The organism is Gemmatimonadaceae bacterium, from assembly GCA_036496605.1.
Classification (GTDB): Bacteria; Gemmatimonadota; Gemmatimonadetes; order Gemmatimonadales; family Gemmatimonadaceae; genus AG2.
In genome coordinates this window covers 1-15,570 of sequence record DASXKV010000020.1, presented here as the reverse complement: position 1 = coordinate 15,570, position 15,570 = coordinate 1, and the positions used below count along the sequence as shown (strand labels likewise).

General features: G+C 63.7%; 20 protein-coding genes. 12 read left to right on the top strand and 8 right to left on the bottom strand.

The window, feature by feature from the left end; all coding sequences use genetic code 11:
• The first annotated feature begins 1 nt into the window (after position 1).
• Both ligA and VGH98_07300 read left to right on the top strand, forming a co-directional pair.
• Positions 2–2,050: an NAD-dependent DNA ligase LigA gene (gene ligA, locus VGH98_07305; protein HEY2375770.1), complete on the top strand. Its 2,049-nt coding sequence runs from the start codon at positions 2–4 to the stop codon at positions 2,048–2,050.
• Positions 2,050–2,610 carry a V4R domain-containing protein gene (locus tag VGH98_07300; protein HEY2375769.1) on the top strand — a complete coding sequence of 187 codons (561 nt, stop codon included), beginning with the start codon at positions 2,050–2,052 and terminating at the stop codon, positions 2,608–2,610. Before ligA ends, VGH98_07300 begins: the two co-directional genes overlap by 1 nt.
• A 104-nt stretch (positions 2,611–2,714) precedes the next feature.
• On the opposite strand, the gene VGH98_07295 is transcribed toward VGH98_07300, so the two are convergent.
• Complete coding sequence (locus VGH98_07295; protein ID HEY2375768.1) at positions 2,715–3,242, bottom strand: phosphoribosyltransferase family protein; 528 nt, start codon at positions 3,240–3,242, stop codon at positions 2,715–2,717.
• Between the two features lie 224 nt (positions 3,243–3,466).
• On the opposite strand from VGH98_07295, the gene VGH98_07290 reads away from it, so the two are divergent.
• The 4 genes from VGH98_07290 (at position 3,467) to VGH98_07275 (ending at position 7,404) form a co-directional block, all read left to right on the top strand.
• A complete protein-coding gene (locus VGH98_07290; protein ID HEY2375767.1) occupies positions 3,467–3,877 on the top strand; it encodes a tetratricopeptide repeat protein in 411 nt (136 codons plus the stop codon).
• A 1-nt stretch (position 3,878) separates the two neighbouring features.
• Positions 3,879–4,643 (top strand): ParA family protein, encoded by a 765-nt coding sequence (locus VGH98_07285; GenBank protein ID HEY2375766.1) that lies wholly within the window; start codon positions 3,879–3,881, stop codon positions 4,641–4,643.
• The gene (locus VGH98_07280) at positions 4,640–5,467 is read left to right on the top strand and encodes a hypothetical protein (GenBank protein HEY2375765.1); all 828 of its coding nucleotides are present in this window, start codon (positions 4,640–4,642) and stop codon (positions 5,465–5,467) included. Before VGH98_07285 ends, VGH98_07280 begins: the two co-directional genes overlap by 4 nt.
• A gap of 98 nt (positions 5,468–5,565) precedes the next feature.
• The gene (locus VGH98_07275) at positions 5,566–7,404 is read left to right on the top strand and encodes a long-chain fatty acid--CoA ligase (GenBank protein ID HEY2375764.1); all 1,839 of its coding nucleotides are present in this window, start codon (positions 5,566–5,568) and stop codon (positions 7,402–7,404) included.
• Positions 7,405–7,452: 48 nt separating this feature from the next.
• Here VGH98_07275 and VGH98_07270 read toward each other — a convergent pair whose 3' ends face one another.
• Genes VGH98_07270 through VGH98_07260 form a run of 3 tightly spaced genes read right to left on the bottom strand, consistent with a single transcriptional unit; the run spans position 7,453 to position 9,247 of the window.
• Positions 7,453–8,085 (bottom strand): hypothetical protein, encoded by a 633-nt coding sequence (locus tag VGH98_07270; protein ID HEY2375763.1) that lies wholly within the window; start codon positions 8,083–8,085, stop codon positions 7,453–7,455.
• An 11-nt stretch (positions 8,086–8,096) separates the two neighbouring features.
• Positions 8,097–8,810, bottom strand: coding sequence for an SDR family oxidoreductase (locus VGH98_07265; GenBank protein ID HEY2375762.1), 714 nt, complete (start codon positions 8,808–8,810; stop codon positions 8,097–8,099).
• 23 nt (positions 8,811–8,833) lie between these two features.
• The gene (locus VGH98_07260) at positions 8,834–9,247 is read right to left on the bottom strand and encodes a 6-carboxytetrahydropterin synthase (protein ID HEY2375761.1); all 414 of its coding nucleotides are present in this window, start codon (positions 9,245–9,247) and stop codon (positions 8,834–8,836) included.
• A 353-nt stretch (positions 9,248–9,600) separates the two neighbouring features.
• Here VGH98_07260 and VGH98_07255 point away from each other — a divergent pair, with 353 nt between their 5' ends.
• Positions 9,601–9,777 carry a hypothetical protein gene (locus tag VGH98_07255; protein HEY2375760.1) on the top strand — a complete coding sequence of 59 codons (177 nt, stop codon included), beginning with the start codon at positions 9,601–9,603 and terminating at the stop codon, positions 9,775–9,777.
• 10 nt (positions 9,778–9,787) lie between these two features.
• On the opposite strand, the gene VGH98_07250 is transcribed toward VGH98_07255, so the two are convergent.
• Entirely contained in the window at positions 9,788–11,032 is a 1,245-nt protein-coding gene (locus VGH98_07250; GenBank protein ID HEY2375759.1) for an anion transporter, read from the bottom strand.
• A gap of 57 nt (positions 11,033–11,089) precedes the next feature.
• Between VGH98_07250 and VGH98_07245 the strand changes: the two genes are divergently transcribed.
• Positions 11,090–11,929: a YdcF family protein gene (locus VGH98_07245; protein ID HEY2375758.1), complete on the top strand. Its 840-nt coding sequence runs from the start codon at positions 11,090–11,092 to the stop codon at positions 11,927–11,929.
• Here VGH98_07245 and VGH98_07240 read toward each other — a convergent pair.
• Positions 11,926–12,216 (bottom strand): hypothetical protein, encoded by a 291-nt coding sequence (locus VGH98_07240; GenBank protein ID HEY2375757.1) that lies wholly within the window; start codon positions 12,214–12,216, stop codon positions 11,926–11,928. The two genes, VGH98_07245 and VGH98_07240, sit on opposite strands and share 4 nt — an antisense overlap.
• Positions 12,217–12,338: 122 nt before the next feature.
• On the opposite strand from VGH98_07240, the gene VGH98_07235 reads away from it, so the two are divergent.
• The 4 genes from VGH98_07235 to VGH98_07220 all read left to right on the top strand — a co-directional run bounded on the left by VGH98_07235 (position 12,339) and on the right by VGH98_07220 (position 14,248).
• Positions 12,339–12,803, top strand: coding sequence for a hypothetical protein (locus VGH98_07235; GenBank protein HEY2375756.1), 465 nt, complete (start codon positions 12,339–12,341; stop codon positions 12,801–12,803).
• A 252-nt stretch (positions 12,804–13,055) separates the two neighbouring features.
• The gene (locus tag VGH98_07230; protein ID HEY2375755.1) at positions 13,056–13,316 is read left to right on the top strand and encodes a hypothetical protein; all 261 of its coding nucleotides are present in this window, start codon (positions 13,056–13,058) and stop codon (positions 13,314–13,316) included.
• Between the two features lie 48 nt (positions 13,317–13,364).
• Positions 13,365–13,859, top strand: coding sequence for a hypothetical protein (locus tag VGH98_07225; GenBank protein HEY2375754.1), 495 nt, complete (start codon positions 13,365–13,367; stop codon positions 13,857–13,859).
• A complete protein-coding gene (locus tag VGH98_07220) occupies positions 13,856–14,248 on the top strand; it encodes a hypothetical protein (GenBank protein HEY2375753.1) in 393 nt (130 codons plus the stop codon). Before VGH98_07225 ends, VGH98_07220 begins: the two co-directional genes overlap by 4 nt.
• A gap of 6 nt (positions 14,249–14,254) precedes the next feature.
• Here VGH98_07220 and VGH98_07215 read toward each other — a convergent pair whose 3' ends face one another.
• Positions 14,255–14,413, bottom strand: coding sequence for a hypothetical protein (locus tag VGH98_07215; protein ID HEY2375752.1), 159 nt, complete (start codon positions 14,411–14,413; stop codon positions 14,255–14,257).
• 824 nt (positions 14,414–15,237) lie between these two features.
• The coding region (locus VGH98_07210) for a hypothetical protein (protein ID HEY2375751.1) at positions 15,238–15,570 on the bottom strand (333 nt) is incomplete at its 5' end.

Genomic DNA, 15,570 nt, shown 5'->3' with positions numbered 1-15,570 from the left:
ATTGACGGACGTCCATCACGATCTCGCCGCGCGCGCCAAGTGGCTTCGCGAAGAGATCGAGCGCGCCAACTACGAGTACTACGTCCTCGACGCACCGACTCAATCGGACGCCGAGTACGATCGGCTCATGCGCGAGTTGAAGGAGATCGAGGAGCAGCACCCGACGCTCCGGACGCCGGATTCCCCGACGCAGCGTGTGGGCGCGGAGCCGCAGAGCCAGCTCACGAAGCATCAGCACCTCGTGCCGATGTTGTCGTTAGGCAATGCGTTCAACGAGGACGAGCTTGCGGCATGGGAGGAGCGCATCGTCCGCATCGCGGGTGAGGAAGTGCGTCGCGCCGGATACAACTGCGAACTCAAGATCGACGGCGCGGCGGTGAGTCTCACCTACGAGGACGGAATTCTCGTCACCGGCGCGACGCGCGGAAACGGCACGATCGGCGAGGACGTCACGCCAAACATCCGCACGATTCACGAGATCCCGCTCCGACTCAAGGGCAGCGGACACCCGCCGCTCATGGAGATTCGTGGCGAGGTCTACATGCCCTTCAGCGGATTCGAGAAGATGAACGAGGAGCGCGTGAAAGCCGGCGAGCCCGTGTACGCCAATCCGCGGAACTCGGCGTCCGGATCGCTCCGCATGCTCGACTCGTCGATCACGGCGTCGCGGCCGCTGCGATTCTTCGGCTATGCCATCGCGGTCCCAACCGGAGTGCGGCTCGCGATCGAGCGGCAGTCGGAACTACTCGACCTGTTGGCCGAGTGGGGTATTCCGGTCGCGCCGAACCGTCAGTGCTGCGGATCGCTCCAGGAAGCACACGAATGGGCGCGCGCGCTCGAATCACGGATCCGCGCCTCTCTCGATTTCGCGATCGACGGCGGCGTCGTGAAGGTGGACAAGCTCTCGCTGTGGGAGGAGCTCGGCATCGTCGCGCGAGAGCCTCGTTATGCAATCGCGCGCAAGTTCGCGCCGGACATCGCCGAGACGAAGCTCCTCTCGATCGAGGTGAACGTTGGGCGCACGGGGGCGCTCAATCCATTCGCGATGCTCGAGCCGGTCGAGATCGGGGGCGCGACGGTGAAGCTCGCGACGCTGCACAACTTCGACCTGATACGCGACAAGGATCTGCGACCGGGCGACTGGGTTCAGGTCAAGCGAGCCGGCGAGGTGATCCCCCAGGTGATCGGGCCGATCCCGGAGCGGCGCGACCCTAACGAGCCGCCGAAGAGGGTTCGCGCGCCGACGCACTGCCCGGTGTGCAGGACTCCCGTCGAACGAGACGAGGAGGAGGTCGCGATCTACTGTCCGAACGTCGCGTGTCCAGGACGGCAGCTCGAGGGTCTCGTCCATTTTGCGTCACGCGGGGCAATGGACATCCGCGGTCTTTCGTACGCTCGCATCGAGCAGCTCATCAATGCAGAGCTGATCCACGACGTCGGCGATCTGTACTCGGTGACGGCTGACCAGCTACTCGAGCTGGAGGGCTTCGCGCAGAAGAGCGCTCAGCAGCTCGTCGCCGCCATCGAGGCGTCGAAAGCCCAGCCGCTCTCGAGGCTCCTCTTTGGCCTCGGTATTCGGCATGTCGGCGCGACGGCCGCAGAGCTTCTCGCCAGGCACTTCGGGGATTTACCCGCGATCTCCGAGGCGTCCGCCGACGATATCCTCGCAATTCGCGGCATCGGCGAAACGATCGCCGTCGCGGTCACCGCGTTCTTCGACGACGCGTCGGCGCGGAAGCTCGTGAAGAAGCTGGCCGGCGCGGGCGTCAATTTCACTGAGCCGAAGCAGGTCGTTGCCAGCGGTGCCTTCAAAGGTCTCGCAGTCGTCATCACGGGAACCCTGCCGACGCTTTCGCGCACGGCGGCTACGGAGTTGATTGAGGCGCAGGGGGGCCGCGTCACGAGCAGCGTGTCGAAGGCGACGGACTTCGTCGTCGTTGGCGACGACGCCGGCAGCAAATTGGAGAAAGCACGCACACTCGGCGTCGAGACCATTGACGAAGCCGAGCTTCTACGACGAGTGGGTATGACCGAAGCGGAGACCAGCTGATGGCGCACTCGATCGACCTGCCGGCAAATGCGATGGTGGGAATGACGCGCGAGACGCTCGTCGCACTGTGTGCTTCCCTGCTCCGCGAAAACGGGCCGCAAGCTGCGATGCATCTGCAGAATGCCGGTTACGCCGGCGGCGCGACGCTGTTCGACGCATTCACGGAATGGTTGAAAGCGGGCGGGTATGGTGCGCCCGAGGCACAACCCGCGACCAGGTTCGGTCAGAGGGCAACGCAATTTTTCGGAGAGCTCGGCTGGGGCTCGCTCGAGCTGGGCACCGTGGGCGACTCGGTCGCGACGGTCGACAGCGGCGATTGGGCCGAGGCCGATGCGTCGACGGGTCTCGAGTTCCCTGGCTGCTATCTCACGACGGGGCTATTCGCCGACTTCTTCGGCCGTCTCGCGGGCAGCCCGCTGGCGGTGATGGAGGTCGAGTGCCGGTCGATGGGTGCGCAGCGCTGCCGCTTTCTCATCGCGAGCGCCGAAGTGATGCAGCACGTCTACGACGCTATGGGCAATGGCATGGCGTACGATGCTGCTGTCGCGAGCGCAGGATAGAGCTGGTGCTAGTTGCGGGTTGCTGCTCAGGCGGATTGGCTGCGAGCCAAGCTCGCGAGCGCTCCTTCTGCACCAACGACGAATAACCAACCACCAACCACCAACTACGTCCCGAGCACGCCTGCGTAGAGTGGATTCGTAACCAACTCGCCGTCGATGAGGATCTCGCGATCCCAGGGCAGCACGATCGTGCTCTCCGTCGCGATGGAATGAAAGTCGGGCTCGTACGATCCGGTCTTGAATCCGACGGCGGTGCGCACGGCCGCGGCGCCAGCGCTGGTGAGCGCGCTGACCGCGAGACGCATCGTGTCGCCGCTGTCGCACGTCTCGTCGACGATGAGGACACGTCGATTTCGAACCGCCGACGGGACGCCGCCGAGCACGGCAGGTATGTCGCGTGGCGCGTCGGCACCATAACGGCGGCTGACGACGATCGAATGAAACTCACGATCGAGGATCGCTGCGATCACGGCGCCTGGAATGACGCCGGCGGTAGCGATGCCGATGACGATTTCAGGATCGTAGGCGCGCGAGACTTTGAGGGCCAGCGCTCGCGACAGCTCGCCAAAGAGCGGCCACTCGACGTTGAAGACGCCCTTGGAGTGTTCGACGGAAGTGCGGCGAGGTGCCATGGTAGTAGTTAGTGATTGCCGATTGGTGGTGGTGGGTGCCTAGACCAGTGAGCAGCCACCAAGCACCAGTCACCGTGGCAAAGCTAGCCCTGACCGCAATCCGTGCATAGCTTTGCCGCCTGGGCCGCGTCGCGCCCCGCCTGAGCGACACCCGCTTCACTGCCCTTCCGTCCAAATCAATGTCCTGGTGGAGCCGCTTAGTCGGCGGTAAGTCGCAAGGCGGCATGAAGCCGCAACGCCTCGATTATCTGAGCGAGGCGCTCGCACTGGAGCGGCAGGGTGACTTTGACGCCGCACTGACGTCGTATCGTTTGGCGCTACGCGATCGGCCGAATGATCCGAAGATACTGCAGAACATGGCAATCGCTTTTTCCAAGACCGGTCGCTTGGATGACGCGATCCGGTGTTATCGTCGTTCGTTGGAGATCGCGCCGCAGTTGTCGGGTTCGCACTACGGGCTCGCGTTCCTCCTCCTCAAGCGCAACGACCGCGCTTCGGCGGAGAAGCACCTGCAAGCATTTCTGGCGAAACCGCCTTCGAGTCCGGAGGCGGAGCGCTGGGTGCGGCACGCAGAAATGACGCTGGAGGAACTGCGCTCCGGCGTCGATACCATCTCGGAGGAACCAAAGCCGTAACGTGGGGCGCGTGCTCGCGATTGTCAGCCAAAAGGGGGGCGTGGGGAAAACGACGACGGCAATCAATCTCGCCGTCGCGATGGCTCGCCGCGGCGTGAAGACGCTGCTCGTCGACGTGGACCCACAGGGATCCGTGCGATACGGGCTCGGAATGCTCGCGCCGCATTATCGAATGGGAGTTTCGGATTATCTCAACGGCCAGATCGAGATGCAGGAGATCATCCGCGCGACGGCGCTGCCGTGGTTGCGGGTGGCGCTGGCGGGCACGATCGCGGACGGTGGGACACATGAGGATTATCACGTCCGCTTTGCAAGCTCCGCTCGCTTCGAGGAATTGCTGACGCGTGCCCGGGAGCGCGGCTACGTCGTCGTGATCGACACGCCGCCGGGACTCGGACCGATCGTGCAGCGGGTGCTGACCAACAGCGATCACGTCCTCGTGCCGCTGCAGTGCGAGCCGGCAGCGGTGCAGACGACGGCGCAGATTCTGCGCGGTATTCGCGGCGTGGTCAGTCAGAACCAGCAGCTCACCTTCGACGGAATCCTGCTCACGATGTACGAGCCGGGCAATGCCGTGTCGGAGCGCGTCGCGGCGCACGTGCGCGCGCAGCTCCCACAGCTCGTCTTCGACGTGGCGGTGCCAAGGACGATCGCTTCCGTGGATGCGGTGGCCGCTGGCCAGCCGGTGGTGCTGCGCGCACCTAACGACCCGGCGTCCCGCGCGTACACGACGCTCGCCGACCAGTTGGCACCGCGGCTGCAGTGATGCGACGCGCTGGGGGACTCACCGCGCTCGTCGCGCTCTGGATCGCCGCTGCGTGCCTCGACATCACGTCGAACGTGCCGAAGATCGGCTCGATCACGCCGGTCATCCTGCCGTCGCCGTCGGTTGTCGTCAATGACGTGTCGCGAGATACGGGCGGGAGTCCGACGCCACTGCACGTGACAGTCTTCGCAACGAACGGCGACTCACTACTGCCGGAAGACGTGATTGTGAGGTTCTACGCCGTGGATTCGACAGGTGGTCTCACCGTGGACAGCGCGACGGGCGTTGCGCATGGCATCTCGCTATCACCGGCGGCGGCCGTCGTGGCAACAGTACGTCAAGCAAATGGCGTCGGTGCCTTCGTCCAAACGCCGACAATGTCACTGCCGGTCGTGCCAATCCCTGTCGGGGCAACAAGAGGGCCGGATACCACTTTTCTCTTTACGCCATCGACCGACACGCTTTCGTCTACGCTACTCTCTCCACCACTGACGGTTACGATACTTGCGTCCGACACCGTGGTTCAGAAGTACGTCGTCTCATATCGAATCGCCTACATGCCTCCGACGAAGTCTGGCGCGACTGGTCCAACCCTCAAGCTCCGAGGGAGTGGCGCGGACAGCACCGTCGCCGTGACGAACGCGGCTGGGCAAGCCTCGCTTCAACTGCGACTCAGGCAGTCAGCCATCGATGCGAATCTCTTTCTGGGACAGACAACCGACTCGGCTGTTGTCGTCGTCCGGGTCCAATATCAGGGGCAACCGCTGCAGATTACCCAAGACGACACATTCGTCATACCCATCAAGTTGAATCCGAATCCGTAGCTACGTCAGTTGTCGCATACCCGTAGTTGCATTCGCGGGCTAGTAGTTGTCAGCAGCAGCGCTCTTCATACCGAGCGAAGACGACAACGGAGGTTTCGATGATCGCTAGCGGTGGCCCGCGGAATTCGGCACCAGGCACGCTCAACCACCTCTTCTTCGAGGCCGTGCGGAAGTTCGACCGGCCGGACGCGCTGCAGGTGAAAGTTGGCAGCACATATCAGCCGATCTCGCACCGCACGCTCGCCGAACGCGTGCGTCGCGCTGCACTCGGCCTGCACGCGTTAGGCATCAAGCAGGGCGAGCGGGTCGCGATCCTTTCCGAGAATCGCCCGGAGTGGGCAATTGCCGATTACGCGTGCCTCACCGCGGCGCTCACGGACGTCCCGATCTACCCGAATCTGCCGCCCGACCAGGTCGCGTACATCCTGCGCGACTGCGGAGCCACGGCGATCTTCGTGTCGACGGCGGCCCAGGCCGACAAGATCAGACAGATCCGTCGCGAGTGTCCAGCGCTGCATACGGTGATCGGCTTCAGCGCAACGCGCAACGACGGCGTCGACCTGACGATGACGGAGCTGGAGGCGAAAGGCACGGCGGCGGAGTCGCCGGCGTCGATCGCCGCGTACCGCAGCGGCGCCGACATGGTGCGTCCGGACGATGTCGCGACGATCATCTACACGTCAGGGACGACGGGTGAGCCGAAGGGCGTCATGCTCAGTCATGACAACATCTACTCGAACGTTGTGGCTAGCGCGGTTCAAATACCTTTCGCTGGCAAGGACAGCTGCCTCAGCTTTCTGCCGCTGTCGCACATCTTCGAACGAATGGCCGGGCACTATCTGATGCTGCACGTCGGCGCGTCGATCGCGTATGCGGAGTCGATCGACACGGTGCCGATCGACATGCAGGCGGTGAAGCCAAGCCTCGTGCTATCCGTCCCGCGCCTGTACGAGAAGATGTATGCGCGTGTGCTCGAGAACGCGCTTGCGGGCGGGGCGATCAAGAAGCGGATCTTTTTCTGGGCGCGTGGCGTCGCCGAACGTTGGGCGACGGAGAAGCTCGCTGGTCGTTCGCCCGGCGGTTTCCTGGCGATGCAGTATTCGATCGCGCAGAAACTGGTCTTCTCGAAGCTCAAGGCACGAACCGGCGGCCAGCTTCGCTACTTCGTGTCGGGCGGTGCGCCGCTCGCGCCCGAGATCAACAAGTTCTTCTATGCCGCAGGACTCGTGATTCTCGAGGGATACGGCTTGACCGAGACGTCGCCGGTAATTGCGGTGAACACGCCGTCGGCGTTCCGCATCGGCACCGTCGGCAAGCCAGTTCCAGGCGTCGAAGTCATGATCGCCGGGGACGGCGAGATCTGCACGCGCGGTCCGCACGTGATGAAGGGTTACTACAACAAGCCCGACGCGACGCGCGAAGCGATCGATGACGAGGGCTGGTTCCACACCGGCGATATCGGCGAGCTCGAAGACGACTTCCTCCGCATCACGGATCGCAAGAAGGACATCATCGCGACGGCCGGTGGTAAAAAGATCGCGCCGCAACCGATCGAGAATAAAGTCAAGACCAATAAGTACGTGTCGCAAGCCGTGATGATCGGCGACAAGCGCAGGTTTCCGGTGCTGCTCGTCGTTCCGAACTGGGAGCAACTCGAGAAATGGGCGCGTTACAGGAATATCATCTGGACCGACCGCGCACAGTTACTCCAGATGCCGACGGTGCACGCGAAGATGGAGAAGGAAGTTGGCGAAGAGCTGCAGGGACTCGCGCGCTTCGAGATGCCGAAGAAGATCGCGCTACTCGAGAATGATTTCTCGATCGAGCGCGGGGAGCTGACGCCGACCTTGAAGGTGAAGCGGAGAGTGATCGATCAGACGTACAAGTCGGTCATCGACGCGCTCTACGTCGACGAAGGGGAGCCCGCCGGCGTGTGAGGTCACTTGTTATCCTGAGTGACGCGAAGGATCTGATGACGACACGGATCAGCGACGCCGTGTGAGGCCGATTATCCCGGACGACGCCGCTGCGCGCTCCGCGAGCCAGTGCCGGTCGTCGCGCGCCAGCTCAGTCACGCCGTCCGGGAATACGAGCCCAACGGGGGCGAGGAGACGTCCACCGGGCGCGAGAACCTCGATCGCGTTGGCCATCTCTTCCGCCGACGTGAGTGCGCCGAGCGCGATCGCGCGGGCACTCGTCGCGGCGAGTGGAAACCTTCCATTCGGTGGCATCGTTAGGCCGGACAGTCCGGCGCCCATGACGATGCCAGTTGGCGGATTGACGAGCATCAGCTGCACGTCCGTGAGGTCGCGCAGGCGAAGGGCATGGCGGCCCGTGTCGCCGACGAGAATCACGTAGCCGTGCGCATCCGATAGCCCGAGCAGCGCTGCCAGGCGCAGCGCCTCGCTCTCGTCAGGCACGTCCCCGTCCATGCGTGCACGGGGAGCGTCGCCGAAGCGCGCGATGCCATCCACAATCCGAAACTCGGCGCGGCAAATTGGGCAGCCGAGCGTGCCGGACATGACATCGCGACCGGCCATCCCGTCGGCGGAGAGCACGAGCCACGTCTCCGCATGCGGATTCGGACAGCGCAGAACGTCGACGAGCTCGATGAACACAATGCGAGTCCTCAGCTGCGTGAAAGCCGGATCAGCTCGATGTCGACGTCGGGCGGCTGGGTCAGTGCAAAGAGCACTGCCGCGGCCACGGCGTTAGGCAGGAGCATCCGCGAGCGTGGCGTGAACCCCTCGCGTGAATCGGGATCGATCTCGTCCCAGAGCGACGTATCGACGGGCCCGGGTGAAATCAGAGTGATGCGAACCCCAGTCCCGTGGAGCTCGGCGCGCAGAACGTCGTGCAACGCACGCAGTCCGTGTTTGCTCGCGCCGTACGCGGCGTTCTCGGGAAAGCTCGTATGATCGGCAATCGAGCCGATGCTCACGATGTGCCCGGCGCCGCGCTCGAGCATCGCGGGCAGGAACGCGCGCACGAGCCGGAAGGGCGCGACGAGATTGACGTCGAGCGCAGCGGTGAGCGCCTCGGGCGTCGTCGCGTCGATCGCCGCGGGACGGAAAAGTCCCGCGTTGTTGACGAGAATGTGCGGGAAGGCGCCATCGCGTTCGATGGCAGTGATGGCGCGCTCGACCGCTGCGCCGTCGCCAACGTCGCATGGCAACGCGCGCGCACCGAGCTTCGACGCCAGCTTGTCGAGCGCGCGCTCGTCACGAGCCATCAGCGTGAGACTCGCGCCCGCTTCGGCGAGCGCGGTCGCGATGGAGAGGCCGATGCCGCGCGATGCGCCGGTGACGACGGCGCGATGACCGGCGAGCGGCGTGGCGCTCACGGCTGCCTAACGGCGGCGGCCAGTCACCGGCCGTCGTACTCGACGTAGTTGTTCGGCGTTTCCCAGAGCACGAGGCGCGTCAAGCGGCCCGGCGTAACGTGGGGCTCGATCGCGCGCCACATACCGACGACAATATTCTCCGTCGTCGGGATGACACCGTGCATGAAATCGACCTCGAGATTCAGGTTTCGATGATCGACTTTGTCGACGACCTCGCGCTGCACAATTGCCTTGAGCTTTGCGAGGTCGATGACGTAGCCCGTCCGGTCGTCGACAGGACCGGTGACAAACACGTCCAGCGTATAATTGTGCCCGTGCCAGTTCGGATTGTTGCATTTCCCGAACAGCGCGCGATTCTCTTCCTCGGAGAGCGCGGGATTGTGCACGCGATGCGCCGCGTTGAATTGCATGCGGCGGACGACGGTGACGGTGGCCACTGGTGCTGGTTGCTGGTTGCTGGTTGCCTGCGGAATATTAGCGCGAGTCGGAGATCAACTACCAACTACCAACTACCAACCACCAACTACCAGCTACCACCAACCACCCAGAACGAGTCGAGCCCCGCGGTTTCCCGCGAGGCTCGAGAGGTCGGAACGAAGAAGGGTTTTGCGAAGCCCAGTCGAATGTATGAGGCCCTCACCACGCCTTCCGCCTTCCCCCGCACTGGGGGCATGACGTCAGCATAGATTATCGAACCCACCGAATGGACTTGTTGGCTCGAAAACGATGGTTCTCCGCCCCGAAATTCTCCTGTAAGAACGTCGCGCAATCTACGAGCGCGAAACGAGGAATGCAATCAATGGACATCGGCATCATCGCGGCAATCGCACTGCTCGTCATCTGGGCAATTGGCACGCTGCTCGACGGTCCAGGCTGGATTCACCTGCTGCTGACGATCGGCGTGTCGATGCTCATCTGGCGCATCGCTGTGCGCGGTGATCGCGCACATCCGAGGCCCAAGAAATGATACACCGCGTTCATCTCGCGAATATGACGACCCAGAGAATTCCCCATAACATGGTCCCGATCGTCGCCGGTACTCCCACTTTGAGATAGTCGACGAATCCAATGTGCTCTCCGCGCGCGCCCGCGCGCTCGGCAACGATGAGGTTGGCCATCGAGCCGATCAGCGTGAGGTTCCCGGCGAAGGTCGAGCTCATTGCCATCACGACCCACACGAACTCCGGATGCGCGGTTCGCGGCGCGATCGGAAGCCAGAGAATGACCGCAGGCACGTTCGATACGAGGTTCGAGAGTGCGAGCATCGCCGCGGTCACCACACTGGCATCGTGAAGACGCGCGCCTGACAAATGTGCCGCGCTGGCAGAGGTCAACTCCTGTACCAGCGGCACATCTCGCACGCCACGCATGACGACAAAGAGCGCCGCGAAGAACAGCAGCAACTCCCACTCGACGTTCGCGAACGCCTGGGTGGGGTCGCGCCGCGCGACGGCGATGAGTAGCGCCGCGGCGGAGATCGCAACGAGCGGCATCGACAACCCGGCGAGCCAGCCCGCAAGCGCACCGGCAAAGAGCAGGAGCGCCTTCGTTACGAGCGCGCGATCGAAGGGATGCTCGACGACCAATGTCTCGCCGGCCGTTAGGCGACGGACTGGTCCGGAAAAATCACGCCGATGCACGACGGCCAGTACCGCAAAGACGATGGCAAGTCCGCCGACCGATGGCAGGGCCAGCAGTCCGACGAATCGCGCGAAGGGGATGCCGCTCGAGACGCCGATGAGCATGTTCTGCGGATTCCCCGTGGGCGTCATTGCACTTCCGACGTTGGAGCCGAGTGCGATGCCAAGGAGGTACGGCAACGGCCGGAGGCCGAGCGGCCGCACGACGGCGAGCACGAGCGCCGGCAGCACGAGACAGATTGTGTCGTTGACGAAAAAGGCCGACAAGAGCCCGCTCACGCCGACGACCACGGCAAGCAGCGACGTCGGCGCGTGCGCATACCTAACGATCCTGGCTGCGATCCACTCGAAGAAGCCACCGATCTCGAGGTACGCCGTGAGGAGTAGCACGCCGAGGAGAAAGACGATGACATTCATGTCGATCGCTGCGTATGCATCGGGCAGCGCGAGCCCGCCGATGCTCACCATCGCCACGGCGCCGAGCAGCGATGCCGCGGGCCGGCTCAGGCGCAGCCACCGCAGCCCCTGAGCGGCGATGAGCAGATACGTAACGAGTAGAATCGCGAGGCGAATCGAGGTCACGTTCGGATAACAGGAGAGTTTCGTGATCGGGCAGTTCAATAACACAGCCTGCGAAAGATGACGACGACACGCCCGTCAGGATCACCCCTGCGCTCGACCGACGAGCTGACTCGCCTGCGCATGTGCTTGGGCGGCGCCTGCGCGCTGATCGCGTGGCTCGCCTTCGGGGCTCTGACCGGCGTGGGCAAGACGCCGTCGCTTCTCTACCCTCTTGCACTCGTCGTCACGCTCGCGGGCGCACTGCTGGCGCTCACGCGAGCAGGGGTGCTGCTCTGGGCAGCGACGGCGCTGGCGGTCGGCTCCTTCTGCCTCGTCGCCATGACGCCCTTCGTCACCACGGTGTTGCCGACGAAGAACCTCGTTCGCAACGACAAGCTGTCGAAGGACTCGCTCGGCGCCGTCATCGTGCTCTCGACCGGGATTACCCCAGACTCACTGCTCGCGCCCGAGGCACTCGACCGTCTCCTCACGGGGCTCGCGCTGATGCGCGATAGCATCGCGCCCGTGCTCGTCGTCACGCAGCCACGCCGACAAAGCGACGGTATCACGGCCGCTCCCGATCAGGCTCGGGTGCGCGCGCTCGTCCTGCGTCCTTTCCCGATGTTGACGGTCGACTCCGTGCACGTGACACACGACGAAGCCGTCGGCGCGTGGCGGCTCCTTCATCAGCGCGGCGTCACGCGCGTGGCGGTCGTCACCTCACCGCTGCATACCCGCCGCGCCTGCGCGACTTTCGAGCACGTCGGCTTCACCGTCAGCTGTGTGGCGGCGGCCTCTCGCGTGTACTCGGTGGATCGCGCTCAATCCGCCGACGATCGGCTCGATCTCTTTCGCGCGTGGTTGTACGAATGGGCGGCGTGGATCGAGTATCGAGGTCGCGGCTGGGTGACTCGTTAGGGCGTCGTTGGTGAGCCAGGATGCGCGTCGTGGTGATGGCGACGTCGACGGCGGCGACGCATCCGATGGCGCGCCCAGCGCTTGATGCCCGGCCAGCCGACGGCCACGAGCAGCACGACCACGGCAAGCGGAACGGCGACCCCCGCGACGTCCAGCACATCGCGGAACGTGTCGTCAGGCGTCGACTGTTCGAAGGTCTGCGGCTGCTGAACAACGGCAACGAGCACCACACCTCCGGCGTGGCTCCCCGATCGAAGCTGTCGGGACAGACCGCTGGAGTCAATCACGTCCGAGCCGTTACTGTTCGATAGGTGAAAGTGGACGGAAGCCGGGGTCATCCTTGAGAATTTGGTGACGTGGCTCACGAGATGCGGCATGACCCACCGGATCCCCCTCCGCGGAGTGACAGATGTATAGAACGCTCATCGCCGGCATGGTCGTGCTCGTTTCAGGCTGTCTTTCGTCGCCGATCGTCGCGCCATCACCGCTCCTCTTTCATGCGTCGCGGCCGGCAACGCAGGCAACTCAGATCGCGGCGCTCACGCTCGCCAGCGCCGGCTTTCGCGTGGCGCAGAGCGATTCGCAAGGAACGACATTGACCGCCAATCGCTGGGCGACGCACAACGGAAACGAGGACTTCGTTCGCTGTCGCTATCCCAAGGGGTCGGACGCAGCCGCCAATCGCGCCACGACGCTGTTTATCACCTTCCGAGCGCAGCGAGATACGACGTCCGGCAGCGCGGTGACGGTCGGCGGCCGAGTGTTGACGTCGTATCCCGGCTATCAAGGAACGGCAATGGAGATCGCGCCGAACGACACCGATTGCGTGAGCAATGGCTCGATCGAGCGCCAGCTCGAGACCGCACTGCGTTGAGCCGGGCGAAGGTTGCCCTAGCAATCTTCGGCTCGTCTAGCGGCTGAACCCGCCTCGGTGGTTGAGGTCCCAGGTGAATCTCAGAGAATGGGACCTCAACTGTCTTTCGTCGGGTATATGTTCCGATCGGCGCGAAGCGAGCGCCGACAATAAGTAGTTCCCTCCATTCGCGAGCGCTGCGCATCCCACCGACAGCGCTGATCCCAACTCACGGCATTCCACCGCGCGCTCTCAGCGCTCCATGGGTCAATCATGCCATTTGTTCTCGTCGCGGCCGCGATCGCGGCCCTGGGTTTGTCCGCACGTGAGGTTTCCGTCCGACACGAACAGCACGACGTCGTGACGCGCGCGGAAGCGCGCCTGCTCGCAGTGCACGATCCCGCGTGTCAGGATTCCCTGCGATTCGCGACAACGGACAGCGCGCGCGCTACGATCGTCGACGGCTGCACACAGCGCATTATCGCGAGCGGGATGCATGTGACGCCGGCGCATCGGGTGGCCGATAGCAAGTAACACTGCGGCGCTCCGCGACGCGGCTTCATATGCTGGTAGACTTGGTGAATGATTTTTCGACAGGTCGTCGATCGATTGGGGAGGCCCGCGCACTCGATTTGCAGTAGAGTTCGCCCTTTTCCGCCCGCCTCCGCGGAGTCCGCCCTGCCGCCGTCGGTCAACGAGCCGTTCATCGAAGCCATTGTCGAGCGAATCCGCGACGTGGTCGCCAGACAGTCGGCGGATTCGCTCGACGCATTTGCCACGACCCTTGTCGTTCCTTTGGGGGAGTTCAGGACGCTGATCAATGACCGCGAGCAGTCGATCGACGCACTGTTTCTCATTGAAGTCGTCGCTGCGTTCGTTCATGAATTCGCAGTCGATCCCGAGTGGCTGCTCACGGGCCACTACAACCTCGCGACGCACCGCGAGGCCCTGCTGATGGTCGAAGATCGCTCCGTCACCGGAGCACGCACGCTGCGGGATTTCGTCCATGAGCACTTCGAGCGATTACGGAGCGCAGCCACGTACCTCTCGCTGCCACCGACCAGAGCCAGTCAATGAACAGCGAACCTCTGCCGAGCGAGAGCGCTCGTAGCCCGATTGTTGGCGCGACCTTGCAAGCCGTGTTGCTGTTCAGCGATGGCAGCATGGACTCGATTGCAGTCCCGGTACCGCTGCCGGAGGCAATCGTCCGCGTCCAGCCGGCCGCGCCGGCCATCGAGCTGCATTTTCGCCGCGCACGGTCGGCGGACAGCGTCGTACGCTATGGTGAAGAGCTGACGCCGTTGGCAGATGGCGGCGCCGCGACGTTTGATGCGTCGGAGAGACGATGCACGCGGTGTCAGGCCGTGCGCGGGCTCTACTATGTCCCGAAGCTCGCGCCTAACGAGCCAATTGTCGCAGCGACGGCGGCGTACTGTGACGTCTGTTATCCCAAGGCGGCGGTCTAAGCCGGGTCACTCGGGACGTTTCATCGAGATGCTGATCTGGGTCGCCTGAGCGAGATATCGCTCGAGCTCCTCGGGCGAAGCATCTTCCCAGGCGATAGGAAAGGGCGAGAGGCGCCGGCGCTCCCGAGCATTCTCAAACACGAGCCACGCTTTCGTCGCAGCCATTTGCTGAGAGTGGGCGGGTCGTCGTATGGTGGGTTCGGCTCGCACGATGACGTCGAAGACCTCCCACTCTACACCCTTTGTATCAGTAAAACGCCGGCGAGCCATCAGCTGTCAAGAGATGGTGAAGTCATGAAGTTGCAACGCAGTACCGGGATTTTGACGACGAGATGACCGGATTGGTCAACGCGAGCAGCTTCTCAGATTTCCCAATTGGACGCCCGGCCCGTTAGGCGAGTCGGCGATCTTCGCCGTTCTCATAGTGCAGAGCGCCGAGGCGTCGCCGACCTCAGCGCCGACTTTCGCCGGCTTTCTCCGGTGCCGTAAGGACAGTCCAAGCTCACCTCGCGTGCCGAGGGGAGCCGCAGTTTCTAGCAGCTTCGATTGCTGTTCATGCCCAGAGCGTCGGGTGACACGCGATCCAGTCGGTGATGCCTGAAATCGACATCCCTCGATGGTCCAGACAGGCAGATGTCGCTGCCGCTGCGCCACAACTCGTAGAAGTTGTACTTGAAAAGCCCGTGGCGCGGGTCGTGTCGCTCCGTGACAATGCGGGCAAGAAGCTCGGCGCTCACTGAGGACGCTGCTTCGCCTGCAACACCGCCGTAGGCCCACACAGCAGTGCAGAGAGCGCTGTACATGGGTGAGGGCCATCGATCCACAGGGATTTCCCGCGTGCAGCCTGAGCTAAAGAAACCGACCGATGGATCTGTCGCGGCGAGGAAGGAATGAGATCGTGGCAACGTTCGAAAGCTCCTGAATGTGTGAGACCGAAAGATATGCTGAGTCCGCCGCTTCTGGAAACATTGCACGGCCGCGAAACCTCATCACCGTCGCTCAACTAGCGAGCGCGCATCAGCATCGGGGTCATAACGCGCCGACGTCGAGTGCGCTGGCCGGCGCGGGAGATCCGCGCGCCGAATCCGCGGAGCTCCTTTCCGGCCCGCGTTCGGAATCGATCCGTCGGCGACCAGGTGCCGCAGATGGTCGGCACTGTAGCCACTCGCGCGAGACGCCTCCTCGAGCGATAGCACGGCCTCAGCTTCAGCGCGCTCGAGCTGATCGAGATCGTTCAGGATCTCGCCGGCGATAGCCGCACCGTTCACCAACGCGCCGAGCCGCTGCAACTCGGCGCGCCGTAGCTCCCAGCGCTCGCGTAG